The sequence below is a fragment of the Citrobacter sp. FP75 genome (genome assembly GCF_018342065.1).
In the GTDB taxonomy this organism is placed as follows: domain Bacteria; phylum Pseudomonadota; class Gammaproteobacteria; order Enterobacterales; family Enterobacteriaceae; genus Citrobacter.
Map to the genome: position 1 here is coordinate 316,312 of NZ_JAFDOE010000005.1, position 13,007 is coordinate 329,318.

At 51.9% G+C, this 13,007-nt stretch carries 11 protein-coding genes; 3 read left to right on the forward strand and 8 right to left on the reverse strand.

Annotation, left to right across the window (positions count from 1 at the left end; all coding sequences use genetic code 11):
• Positions 1-44: 44 nt before the first annotated feature.
• From JQ822_RS18270 to JQ822_RS18280, 3 genes are all read right to left on the reverse strand, one after another.
• Positions 45-608 (reverse strand): YagU family protein, encoded by a 564-nt coding sequence (locus tag JQ822_RS18270; protein ID WP_213134649.1) that lies wholly within the window; start codon positions 606-608, stop codon positions 45-47.
• Positions 609-842: 234 nt separating this feature from the next.
• Positions 843-2,033 carry a cystathionine beta-lyase gene (gene metC, locus JQ822_RS18275; protein WP_213134650.1) on the reverse strand — a complete coding sequence of 397 codons (1,191 nt, stop codon included), beginning with the start codon at positions 2,031-2,033 and terminating at the stop codon, positions 843-845.
• Between the two features lie 32 nt (positions 2,034-2,065).
• Positions 2,066-3,298 (reverse strand): dicarboxylate/amino acid:cation symporter, encoded by a 1,233-nt coding sequence (locus JQ822_RS18280; RefSeq protein ID WP_213134651.1) that lies wholly within the window; start codon positions 3,296-3,298, stop codon positions 2,066-2,068.
• A gap of 225 nt (positions 3,299-3,523) precedes the next feature.
• Between JQ822_RS18280 and JQ822_RS18285 the strand changes: the two genes are divergently transcribed.
• From JQ822_RS18285 to JQ822_RS18295, 3 genes are all read left to right on the forward strand, one after another.
• Positions 3,524-4,450 carry a LysR family transcriptional regulator gene (locus tag JQ822_RS18285; protein WP_213134652.1) on the forward strand — a complete coding sequence of 309 codons (927 nt, stop codon included), beginning with the start codon at positions 3,524-3,526 and terminating at the stop codon, positions 4,448-4,450.
• A 75-nt stretch (positions 4,451-4,525) separates the two neighbouring features.
• The gene (locus JQ822_RS18290) at positions 4,526-5,806 is read left to right on the forward strand and encodes a DUF445 domain-containing protein (RefSeq protein ID WP_213134653.1); all 1,281 of its coding nucleotides are present in this window, start codon (positions 4,526-4,528) and stop codon (positions 5,804-5,806) included.
• Positions 5,807-5,903: 97 nt separating this feature from the next.
• Positions 5,904-7,091, forward strand: a complete 1,188-nt coding sequence (locus JQ822_RS18295) for an MFS transporter (protein ID WP_213134654.1) — start codon at positions 5,904-5,906, stop codon at positions 7,089-7,091.
• A gap of 123 nt (positions 7,092-7,214) precedes the next feature.
• Here JQ822_RS18295 and JQ822_RS18300 read toward each other — a convergent pair whose 3' ends face one another.
• The 5 genes from JQ822_RS18300 to uxuA all read right to left on the reverse strand — a co-directional run bounded on the left by JQ822_RS18300 (position 7,215) and on the right by uxuA (position 12,878).
• The gene (locus tag JQ822_RS18300; RefSeq protein ID WP_213134655.1) at positions 7,215-8,222 is read right to left on the reverse strand and encodes a porin; all 1,008 of its coding nucleotides are present in this window, start codon (positions 8,220-8,222) and stop codon (positions 7,215-7,217) included.
• A gap of 191 nt (positions 8,223-8,413) precedes the next feature.
• Positions 8,414-8,617 (reverse strand): hypothetical protein, encoded by a 204-nt coding sequence (locus JQ822_RS18305; protein ID WP_213134656.1) that lies wholly within the window; start codon positions 8,615-8,617, stop codon positions 8,414-8,416.
• A 641-nt stretch (positions 8,618-9,258) separates the two neighbouring features.
• Positions 9,259-10,032, reverse strand: a complete 774-nt coding sequence (uxuR, locus tag JQ822_RS18310; protein WP_213134657.1) for a Uxu operon transcriptional regulator — start codon at positions 10,030-10,032, stop codon at positions 9,259-9,261.
• 133 nt (positions 10,033-10,165) lie between these two features.
• Positions 10,166-11,641, reverse strand: a complete 1,476-nt coding sequence (locus JQ822_RS18315; protein ID WP_213134658.1) for a fructuronate reductase — start codon at positions 11,639-11,641, stop codon at positions 10,166-10,168.
• A 52-nt stretch (positions 11,642-11,693) separates the two neighbouring features.
• The gene (gene uxuA / locus JQ822_RS18320) at positions 11,694-12,878 is read right to left on the reverse strand and encodes a mannonate dehydratase (protein WP_213134659.1); all 1,185 of its coding nucleotides are present in this window, start codon (positions 12,876-12,878) and stop codon (positions 11,694-11,696) included.
• Between the last annotated feature and the right edge of the window lie 129 nt (positions 12,879-13,007).

The following is a 13,007-nucleotide window of genomic DNA, read 5'->3' on the forward strand; positions in this document are numbered from 1 at the left end:
CCTGCAGTGCTTAATGGTGCGGGGGCCGTCCATGCTGGCGCTCTTTACTGTCTGGCAGGATGTAACGGGATCTCAGCATCGGGTTGATGCGTGATCCGATTACGCAGATCACGACGAATGATTTCAATCACCCAAAACCAAAAAATATGCCCCACTATTTCAGAAACATATTCATCAAACGGTATCTCGGACAAGGGGGGTGAAAGATGAAACGCAGGAATAAAGATACCGTGAACAGCCACTGTCACGATCAATCCCGCTAAAATCCCCTGCCAAAGTTTAACCTTCGGAAAAATTTCAGCAGCGACACAATAACCCACTGCAAACACTAATGAAAATATGATGTGCGTGACCATAACGGGATTGATCACATGTTCAGAAAAGGTATAGACCGTTTGCGTGGGGTCGATACCAAAATAGTCTCTGAGAAAAAGATACGGCGGATTAAACTCATTTCGCCCCAGAGAAAACGTTCTGGGCGGAAGGGGAACTTCGGCTCCCCACTTAACAAATGCAGACAGTACGCCTGAAATGATACCAATCAATACCGCGACACCGTAGCGACGACGCTCAGGTGGCGTCCTTGTGAACAGCTCATTCAACGTCATAAATTCATCATCCCTTATATGCAAAAGTAACACAGCAAATCCGCGTTTATGCTACTCGTGAGAGATGATAAAAATTGTGACAAAGATTACTTTTGATAAAAAATGATCTATTTTGATTTCATATGATTCGTTTTGACTATTTGTATGAGATGAAAACTGATATTGATAAAGCTTCTGCGTCAAAACTTGCCGGATAAACGTTCATCAACGTCATCCGGCATTAATCACATTACGTTATGCAATACGCTCAAATCCGGCTTCCAGATCGGCAATCAGGTCGCCAATATCCTCGAGGCCAATATGCACCCTGACCAGCGTGCCGCTGAAATCAACATCCCCGGCTGGGCGTATGCTATTCAACTCCTCCGGCTGATTCGCCAGAATGAGCGACTCGAATCCGCCCCATGAATAGGCCATATGGAACAGCGAGAAGTTATCGAGGAAATTCGCCATCTGCTCGTCGGTGAGTCGCTTTTTCAGCACAAACGAGAACAGGCCCGAGCTTCCGGCAAAGTCACGCTGAAAATACTCATGCCCCGGGCATTCCGGTAATGCCGGGTGGTTCACCCGCGCCACTTCCGGCCTTGCCGACAGCCAGCGGGCAATATGGATGCTGCTTTCCTGATGCTGCTTCAGGCGTACCGCCAGGGTGCGCAATCCACGGCTGCCATTGTAAGCCGTGTCGGCGTCCAGCGTTTGCCCCATCAGATAGGAGTTCTCACGCAGGCGATCCCAACAACGAGCATTGGAAACCGCCGTCCCCAGCATGCCATCGGAATGCCCAATGGTGTATTTCGTGCCAGCCTGAATGGAAATATCCACACCAAAATCCAGCGCTTTAAACAGCACGCCCGCCGCCCAGGTGTTGTCGATCATAATGACGATCTCCGGATTGACCGCGCGGATCGCCTTCACCATTCCCGGCACGTCCTGCACTTCCATGGTGATTGAACTCGGCGATTCGAGGAACACCACTTTCGTCTCAGGACGCAGAAGATCGACAATACCCGCGCCAATCAGCGGATCGTAATAGGTAGTTTCAACGTTGAATTTACTCAGGATCTTATTACAAAAATCCTGGGTTGGCTCGTAGGCTGCGCCGGTCATCAGGATATGATCGCCACTTTGGACAAACGCCAGAATCGCATTGGTGACCGCCGCCGCGCCGCACGGGTACAGCGCACAGCCAACGCCGCCTTCCAGTTCGCTCATGGCCTTCTGGAAGGCAAAGTGGGTGTAAGTCCCGCGACGACCGTAAAACAGCTCGCCGTTCGCACGATTGGCGGTGGCGAATTTCTTGTCCTTCACGGTATCAAACACCAGCGAAGAGGCGCGTTGGATAACCGGATTCACCGCTCCCTGGGTATAACGTTTGTCGCGACCCGCAACAACCAATTGCGTCTCAAGCTTCATTGCGTCTTTCATAACATCTCCTGTTTCTTAATCCGTGTGAAAACCTATACCACCGCAGCAGTAGAGTTTATTTCAGCGTTGGTCTGCTTTTTTCCAGCAAACCGCTCGACAATCTGTGCCGCATTCAAATCGTGGATCACGTTAATCAGCGTGGCTGGCGCATCGGTAATGGTGCCCAACACCACCAGCATCGGGATCGCTTCCATCGGCAGGCCCAGCGTAGTCACGATAAAGATTTCACCGAGGAACGCCCCGCCCGGTACGCCGCCGACGATAATGGCGGAGAGCACCGCAATCAGCATCGTCAGGAAGAAGGTCTCAGTGGTGAACTCCATGCCCAGCACGGAATAGATAAAGACGATTTTCAGCGCAGCAATCATCGCCACGCCGCCTTTGTTCAGGTTAACCAATAGCGGAATGGACACATCAACGATTTCCGGGTTAATCCCCATCGCCTTACCAGCGCGCAGGGTCACGGGTAGCGTCCCCAGTGAAGAACAGGTCCCCAGCGCGGTCGCGGATGGTTCAATCGCATTGCGCCAGAACGCTCTGACCGCCGGAACACCGCCGCCAATATACGAATAGAGAATCGAGCCGAAAACAAAGTAGACCAGCGTGGCGACCATAAACAGGCCGATGGCGCGGGCAAAGGTTAACAGCAAAGCAGAATCCTGGCTGGCCATGGTGGCGGCGAAATAGCAGCCAAGCCCAATCGGCGCCACTTTCATAATGATGGAGACAATCTTCATGATCACGGTATTGGCATCTTCCAGCAGCGACGCAATGCGTTTACCCGCCTGATCCGACTGGCCAATTGCCACACCGGCAATAATCGCCATCACGATCAGTGCCAGAATATTGGACTTAGAGAACAGCCCGATAAAGTCACTGGTGGTGATCATGCTGACAAAATCCATTTTGCCGCTGCCCGCCTGCACAGACTGCGAGAGATCGATAGTGACGCCCTGCGCCGGGTTATACCATAGCGCCAGTGCCACAATCCCGGCAGCCGGAATAAAAGCCATTGCGATAGAAACGATAAAGATAATCGCCATAATGCGGCCTAACCTTTTCAGGTCGGTCATACTGGCGATAGAAGACATGACGCTGATCCCCACCAGCGGCACAATTATCATGAATAACAGGTTTAAAAATATCTGACCTATTGGCTGGAGTGTACTGGCAAAAGATGGTGCATAAATACCTAGTAAGCCGCCAATCACCAGAGCAAATAATAAAATAATCGACGATCTGTAGGGTTCGAGTCGTGACCACATAATCGGTACCTTTTAATTTTAAATAATATTAAATGAGATTAAATTCACAATTTGATGAGTTTTCGCGTTGCCTCCTTATATTTTGTGACGCAACTCACTTAAGTTGTTATTTTTTCATTTTGCTAGCGAGTTGTTTCCTGTGATTCAATAGTTACATGTTTAAAATGCGAATGTAACGGCCTATTCGTACCGTTTTTGCAAATCACTTGTGAATCAAAGGAAACTATGGGCACGCCGATTTCACTCAAGCATCTGGAATTTTTCGTCAAAATCGTCGACTGCGGAGGGTTATCGGAAGCCGCAGCGCAACTCAACGTCTCGCCGTCGGCGGTCAGCAAAAGCCTGACGGCGATGGAAGATACGCTGGGGACGACATTAATTAAACGCACCACCCGCAGTATTACCCTGACCGATGCCGGGCAATATTTATTTAACCGCGCCAATAAGTTACTGACAGAATTTGATGAAACGCTGAATACCACATCAGGTTATTACCACAGCCCGCAGGGTGAATTACGCATTACCTGCTCCATTGCGTTTGGTTATTCACGGCTGGTAAACCTGGTGGATAAATATCGCGCTCAGTTCCCGGATGTGAATCTGTACATCGATCTCAACGATAATTTCGTCAATCTGAACGAAACCGATTTCGACATCGCCCTGCGTATCTCCACCGCACCACCGCAGAACTATGCAATGCGCAAGCTGGTGCCCATCCGCTGGGCTTACTGCGCGTCGCCCGGCTACCTCGCTAAAAAAGGCATGCCCCAGCGTCGCAGCGACCTGGTGAATCATGACTGCCTCGTCTACCCCGGCCTCACGCCAATGTTAAAAGTGGCAGATGAGCAGGATCGTCTGCACCCATTAAAACTGCATATGCCGATCCAGGCCAATAGCAGCCTGGTACTGTTGAAATCGGTGCTAGAAGATCAGGGGGTGGCGTATTTACCCACCTATCTGATTGGCGATCATATTCAAAAAGAGGAGGTCACGCCGCTGATGCTCGACGGCACCATCACCTGTGAAACCCACGCCCTGTATGCGCTGTATTTTCCCAGCAAGTACAGCAATCCGAAGGTACGATCGTTTATCGATTTTCTGGTGGCGGAACTCGGTCCCTTACCGGCGTGGGACAACTGGATCCCAGGATAAACGCTTCTCGCCTAAAAATGGGAGACGCGCCACAATTTTTGCGCGATCGCCCCGTCTGGCTCTATCCTTAAGTCTATGAATAAAATTGCTGAACTCAAACGCGCCAAGCAACTGGCGCTCTCTCTGCTGCTGATCGCTGCCGCAACGTTCGTCATCACGCTGTTTTTGCCGCCCAACTTTTGGGTACTCGGGATCAAAGCGATTGCCGAAGCGGCGATGGTCGGCGCGCTGGCGGACTGGTTCGCCGTGGTGGCGCTTTTTCGCCGGGTGCCGATCCCGTTTATCTCGCGCCATACGGCGATTATCCCGCGCAATAAAGACCGAATCGGCGAAAATCTCGGTCAGTTTGTGCAAGAGAAATTCCTCGATACCCAATCCCTGGTGGCGCTGATCCGTCGCCATGAACCGGCGCTATTGATCGGCAACTGGTTCAGCCAGCCGGAGAATGCCCAGCGCATCGGCCAGCATCTGCTGCAAATCATGAGCGGTTTTCTGGAACTGACCGACGACGCCCGCATCCAGCGGCTGATCAAACGCGCGGTGCACAAGGCCATCGACAAGGTTGATCTCTCCGGCACCAGTGCACTCATGCTGGAAAGCATGACCAAAAACAATCGCCATCAGGTGCTGCTCGACACGCTGATTACACAACTGATCGCCCTGCTGCAGCGCGACAGTTCGCGGGCGTTTATCGCCCAGCAGGTCGTGCGCTGGCTGGAGACCGAGCACCCGCTGAAAGCGAAGATCCTGCCGACCGAATGGCTGGGCGAGCACAGCGCCGAACTGGTCTCTGACGCGGTCAACTCCCTGCTGGACGACATCAGCCACGATCGAGCGCATCAGATCCGCCACGCCTTCGATCGCGCCACGTTTAAGCTCATCGACAAACTCAAAAACGATCCTGAGATGGCCGTACGCGCGGAAAGCCTCAAAAGTTACCTGAAAGAGGACGAGGCCTTTAACCGTTATCTCGGCGAACTGTGGGCAGACTTGCGCCAGTGGGTGAAAACCGACATTAACGCCGACGATTCCCGCGTGAAGCAACGCATCGCCAGCGCCGGGCAGTGGTTTGGTGAAACGCTGGTTGCCGACGGCGCCCTGCGCGCTTCGCTGAACGAGCATCTGGAGCAGGCCGCGCAAAAGATCGCGCCGGAGTTCGCCGCCTTCCTGACGCGCCACATCAGCGACACGGTGAAAAGCTGGGATGCGCGGGAGATGTCGCAGCAAATTGAGCTCAACATCGGCAAAGATTTGCAGTTTATTCGCGTCAACGGCACGCTGGTTGGCGGTTCTATCGGGCTGGTGCTCTATCTGTTGTCACAAATTCCGTCCCTGCTGACGCTGGCGAATTTTTAAGGAGAAAGGGAACGAGTCCGCTTTATTTAACTTTTAATTATCATTTACACATGTAATATAACAATCATCAAACTGACTACGTGAAATGAGAATTCGTATGCCCCAGGGAAGCCCAGATTCAAAGCATCATGCCATCCGCATTGCGCTGTTTGGTCTGCTGGTCTTAACGCTGGGTATGGGGATTGGGCGCTTTCTGTATACCCCAATGCTGCCGGTACTGCTGTCGGAAGGTCAATTTACGTTTGACCAGCTTTCATGGATTGCCAGCGCCAACTACGCCGGGTATCTGGCGGGCAGCCTGCTCTTTTCCTTCGACCTGTTCCACCAGCCCTCACGCCTACGCCCAATGTTGTTAACTTCTGCACTCGCCACCGCCGGACTGATTCTGGCGATGGCCAGCTTTACACAACCTGCGCTGGTAATGCTGATCCGCTTTCTGGCAGGCGTCGCCAGTGCCGGAATGATGATCTTTGGTTCGATGGTTGTCCTGCACCACACTCGTCACCCGTTTGTGATCGCGGCCCTGTTCTCCGGCGTGGGTGCCGGTATTTTTCTCGGCAATGAATATGTCATCGCCGGTTTACGCCATGCGCTGTCATCGCACACACTGTGGCTGGGTGCTGGAGCCATCTCTGGCCTGCTGTTCCTGCTACTCGCCGTGCTGCTCCCCTCTCGCGACCATGCGCTCCCCGCCACGACTCCGGTAAAAACGGAACATCAGCCGATGTCCTGGTGGCTGCTGGCGCTGCTGTACGGGCTGGCCGGATTTGGTTACATCATTGTCGCCACCTACCTGCCACTGATGGCGAAAAGCGCCGGATCGCCACTGCTGACGGCCCATCTCTGGTCGCTGGTCGGCATATCGATTATTCCGGGATGTTTCGGCTGGCTATGGGCAGCCAAACGCTGGGGAGTCCTGCAATGTCTGACGGTCAATCTGCTGATCCAAAGCGCCTGCGTGGTGTTAACACTCGCCAGCGGCTCGTTGCTCCTGCTGGTTCTCAGCAGTATCGGTTTTGGCGCCACGTTTATGGGCACCACCTCGCTGGTGATGCCGCTCGCTCGCCAGCTCAGCGTGCCGCGCAATATTAATCTGCTGGGTCTTGTCACCTTGACTTACGGCATTGGACAAATTCTCGGACCGCTATTAACCAGCCTGCTGGGAAGCGGCGCAATTGCCATCGTCAACGCCACACTGTGTGGTGCGGCGGCGCTGCTTTTCGCCGCGCTGATTAGCGCCGCACAATTATACAAACAGCGATTCATCACCGCTAAAAGAATATAATCTTCAACAGCCACAATATATCTGGGGAAATAGACGTCACGGCTTAAAAAATAATTATAACTATCAACTGCACGTAAAAAAGGCGTCTGACTAAAAACGCCTTTCTCATATCATCACTACAACTTAGAACTGATAGGTCAGACCTGCCACAACCTGGTTGTCGTCGTCTTTGCCATCCAGCAGATTAATTTTGTAACCCACATCAGCCACAATATTTTTATTGAAGTAGTAGTCTGTTCCCAACGCCACATATTCAGTCAGGTCAGTATTGTCGGTATCACGCGTATGAACATAAGCCACGTTCGGACGCAGCCCAAAATCAAACACATAGGCTGCCATTGCTTCAAAGTGCTGCGCTTTGTCCGCATCCTGGATCAGGTTGTGGGATTCACCGTACAGGGTCGCAACGTAGATGGCGTTGGCATCATATTTCAGGCCAGCGCCCCAAAATTCTGCATTTTCGCCATTCCAACCGCTTTGTTTCTGCTTCGCTGTCACTGAATTGTTTGTGTAGGCAGCAATGGCAGACACGCCGGAATCCGCGATATTGTCATAGCCCAGAGAGAAACCGTAGCCATTGCCGTGCTGTTTCGCCGGGTCAGCGTTGGTATCATCCTGGCCCTGATATTGCGCGCCAACGTTCAGACCATCAACGGCGCCAAACAGATTTTTGGTGCGAAGTGTTGCGACGCCAGAAGTACGTGTAGTAAGGAAGCGGTCAGTATTTTCAAAGGAGTCGCCGCCGAACTCGGAAAGAACGTCAGTGTAAGCTCCCACGTCGTAAGCAATACCGTAGTTACGACCGTAGTCAAAACTGACGTCATGACCATAATCCAGGCCAGCAAACGCCAGACGTGTATTAACACCATTCTGAGAACCTTCTGCTTTAGAGGCATCAAACTGACTTTCAAATTGGCCATAACCGGTCAGTTGATCGTTGATTTGTGTCTCGCCACGGAAACCCAGGCGCGCATAGGTACCGTCAGCGTCGGTGCCGTCAGTCCAGGAATGGACCGCTTTGACTTTGCCGTACAGATCCAGCTTGTTGCCATCTTTATTATAAATTTCCGCTGCATGAACGGAGGTTACCCCTAATACCATCACTGTTAATGCCACAGCTGTCTTTTTCATTTTTTTACTCACTTTTAATTGTGAATTTTGCTATCAACTTTGTTATGAAGGCAGAACGCCTACATAAAAAAGTCCCCTATGGATTAAGGGGGAAAATCAATAACACACCAAAAAACATACCGATAAAGGTAATAATGAAGTGGCAAGACATATTTCATTTTGGGTTTTAAATAAACCCAGATACAGAGTAATTACTCGAGACTTTCACTCTCATTAACAGAACGATGTAACATTAATGCTTCAGCAATAATATCTTGTTTACTTTTTCTTGTTTCAAATGCCAACGTTCGTACATATTCCCACAAGGAGGTATCGACACGGGCGCTTAAAAGAACCATATCTTTCGATCGGCTCCCCCTGGGTTTTCGAATATCGGGATAATCTCGGGAAGGCATTTTTAACTCCTGAACGCAATCACACGCTTATGGCGATGAAATATGCAGTCAGTGTAAAAACATGTCAACGGCAAAATAAAGCAACAATAGTAATGAAACTGTTAATAACAGAGATTAAAAATGGAACGTTATTTCAAGTGAAAGGTAACTTGATTATAGAAAAATGTGTAAGTATAGCGTTACACATACTTATTCTTACTCATTTGATTAAAAAGTTCTGCACGAAAGAGGAGAGTGACAGCGTGCCATCAAAACATCATCCATGCCAATAAGTTACGCACCGTTATTAATGTTTACATTTACGTAAAACGCTTGTTTTTATGCGGTGTTATGCAAAATTACGCCGTTCACCCTCCCACGGAAATCGCTTCGATTCTCACTTAAAATTAATCTGTTTTGTCTAAAAGTAAGCACGAAAAGGTAAAGATAAGGTAAATAACACATTTTTTCGCATGCAAAAATAAGTCGCTTTTAATTGATGTTAATCAATTTTCGCCCCACTGCTACGCTGAAAAAAGATCGTTAACGCAGGTGATGGAAACCTATTTTTACGCTGAATTCTGAACATGAAAAGGGGCATTGAACGAGCAGGAAAGGCGATACGCGGGCCGAGATAGCCCGCGTGCCAGAAGATGTGGAAATCAGGCGTTAACGTTATCTAACGGCCAGGACTCAAACAGATAGCCATCAAAGTCGAGGTCATCGACATTCGAAAACTCCAGCAGACGCTGTTTGACGTTTTCCAGATGCTGCCACATCGCCAGCTTGGCCGCGCGGGCATCCTTTTTGATTAAGGCCGCCAGGATCTGTTTATGGTCGCCCATCCATTCTTTGCGGTAATGAGTATCGTCAAGGTGACTGTGGAGCTGGATCCACATCGGGTTATTCTCACGCCACTGCCATGACTGGCGAAACAGCTCCACCAGCATGCTGTTATGCGTGGCCTCGGCAATCGCGAGGTGGAATTGCATATCACCACTTTCTGAGCCGTTCGGTTCGCTGGAGGCCAGCTCCCGCTCTTCCAGCTGCAACGCCTGGCGCATTTTAACGATATCTTCGCGCGTGGCCTGCAGAGCGGCAAACTCTGCGATGTTGCTTTCCAGCAGTTGACGCGCCTGTAGCAATTCAAACGGTCCCGCATCATTGCAATGGTTAGCATCCGTACTGTCGATAGTCTGCGCATCGGCATTGTCGAGCACGTAGATCCCGGCACCACGGCGCACATCCACCAGCCCTTTAATTTCCAGCATAATTAACGCCTCGCGTACTACCGTACGGGTGACATTAAGCATTTCGGCAATTTCACGCTCCGGCGGCAAACGCTCACCGGGCTGGTACGGCGTCTGGACAATCAGATCGCGGATCATGGCGCCCACTTCCTGGTAGGGTCTTTGCTGAGAAGTGTTCGATTTCATAATGTTATGTCCGTCAGATGCGTGTAATCAGATACGGTGAATAGGTATCGAACTATAGCATTTGCGGGAAGCCAAAAACAGAAAACGGGTCAACCAAATAAACATTTTGATTGACCCGTCATGGTTCGGGGGATTATGCGTCAGCGCTTAACGCCGCAACGCACTCGCGTGCGCCGTGTTCACACAACTGTTGATACGCGGCGATAACCACCGCGACAAAGTCGGCGTTTTCCGCTAAATCATGACCAAAAATACCGCTCAGCCCCAGCAGCGCCTTCACGCGTTCTGCGCCCTGATACTGCTGGTTGATGCGCTGGAATTCCACCAGCAGAGGATCGACCACATCAATAGGCTGACCCTGCTCATCCACGCCGTGGGTGTAACGCATCCAGCCCGCCACACCCAGCGCCAGATGACGCCAGTCGCTGCCGTTTTGCAGATGCAAACGCACCGGATCCAGCAGGCGCTGCGGCAATTTCTGGCTGCCGTCCATTGCAATCTGCCAGGTACGGTGACGCAGGGACGGGTTACTGAAACGCTCGATCAGCAGCGTGGCGTAGGCGTTGAGATCGGTACCTTCCGGCATCGCGAGCGTCGGTGCCTGCTCCTGCATCATCAGCGTAAACGCCGCTTTGCGGTATGCCGGGTTGGTCATGGTGTCGGCAATGGTTTCATAGCCACCGAGATAGCCCAGATACGCGAGGAAAGAGTGGCTACCGTTGAGCATACGCAGTTTCATCATTTCAAACGGCACCACGTCAGCCACGAACTGTGCGCCAACCTTATCCCAGTCAGGACGACCGTTAACAAAGTTGTCTTCAATCACCCACTGACGGAACGGCTCACAGGCGATGGCGCACGGATCGTACACGCCCAGCTGGTCGGCAATCTCCTGCAACGTTTCAGGCGTCGCCGCCGGAACGATGCGATCTACCATGGTGCACGGGAAAGTGGCGTTAGCTTCAATCCACTGCGCCAGCTGCGGATCGCGCGCCTGCGCCAGTCCCAGCACCGCAACCTTCGCCACATGCCCGTTTTCACGCACGTTATCGCAGGACATCACGGTAAAGGCCGCCAGCCCCTGCTCACGGCGCAGATGCAGCGCCTGCACGATGTAACCAATCGCCGATTTCGGCGCGGTCGGATTCGCAAGGTCGTGCTGAATCAGCGGGTTATTAAGATCCAACTGGCCGCTGGCAGCGTCTGTGCAGTAGCCTTTTTCCGTGACCGTCAGCGAAACAATTGCCGTCTGCGGGCGCGCCATAGCCTGTAAAATACCGTCACAGCCGTCGAGATCCGGGTGCAACGCTTCTTTCATTGAGCCAATCACTTTCAGCACGGTGTTGTCCGCGCCTTTTTCCGCCACGGTATACAGCAGTTGCTGCTTACGCAGATTCTCAATCAGTACGCGGTCGTTCCCCGGCATCAGGTTAACTTCACAGATACCCCAGTCGCTGTCGGTGGTTTCCAGCAGATGATGGGTGTACAGCGCCTGATGCGCGCGGTGAAAAGCGCCGCATCCCAGGTGAACAATGCGGGATTGCAGGCGAGAATGCTCCCACGCCGGGCGTGTAACCGGCAGGTTGCTGTTGGCAATTGTCGTTGTCATCGTGAACTCCGAAAAGAAAAAACCGGCCAGAGAGGTGACCGGCAAGTCTGATTTAGCGGCTAAAAAAAGCGCGCTGGATAGCCATCTCAACACCGCGCACTTCCGCCAGCCCTTTCAGGCGACCAATCGCGGAGTAACCTGGGTTGGTTTTCTTTTTCAGGTCGTCAAGCATCTGGTGACCGTGGTCCGGGCGCATGGGGATCAAATCTTCTTTGCCCTCGGCTTTCCGACGCTGCTCTTCTTCGACAATCGCTTTCACCACTTCGTACATGTCGACGTCGCCGTTAAGATGCGCCGCTTCATGGAAGGTTTTCGGGTTGTCTTCACGCAGCGTGGAGCGCAGATGGGTGAAGTAAATACGCGGGCCAAACTGTTTGATCATATCGACCAGGTCGTTGTCCGCACGCACACCGTAGGAGCCGGTGCACATGGTGAAACCGTTCGCCATGCTGTTGACCGTATCGACCATCCACTGCATATCTTCCACGGTGGAAACAATACGCGGCAGGCCGAGGATCGGGCGCGGCGGATCGTCCGGGTGTACCGCCATGCGCACACCTGCTTCTTCGGCCACCGGAATAATCGCTTTCAGGAAGACGGCAAAATTCTCACGCAGCGCGGCTTTATCAATATCTTTGTAGCGCGCAAGATGCTGGCGGAACTGGTCGAGCGTGTAGCCCTCTTCTGCTCCCGGCAAACCGGCGATGATGTTGCGGGTCAGACGCGCTTTATCTTCTTCGCTCATGGTGGCGAAACGGTGATTCGCCTGGGCGACCTCTTCAGCGGTGTAGTCCACTTCTGCGCCCGGGCGTTTGAGGATATGCAGCTCAAAGGCGGCAAATTCAATCTGGTCAAAACGCAGCGCTTTGGAGCCGTCCGGCAGAACGTATTCCAGATCGGTACGCGTCCAGTCGAGAACCGGCATGAAGTTGTAGCACACGGTACGAATGCCGCATTGGGCCAGGTTACGCAAGGACTGCTGGTAGTTGGCAATCCACTGCAGATAGTTGCCGGAACGGGTTTTGATGTCTTCGTGGATCGGCACGCTTTCGACGACCGACCACACCAGACCCGCCTGCTCAACAATGGCTTTGCGTTTTAGGATCTCATCAACCGTCCACACTTCTCCATTCGGGATATGGTGCAATGCGGTCACAACGCCCGTCGCCCCTGCCTGACGTACATCTGCCAACGTGACCGGATCGTTCGGACCGTACCAGCGCCATGTCTGTTCCATGCTTTATTCCTCGTTTACGTTATGGACTCGACAATATGGCGCATAAATTCCCTCTTTTGGTATGACATGTCAACCTAAACAATAAAATTGGTTAACCAAATCACAATAACTATGAATCAGATCTAAAGT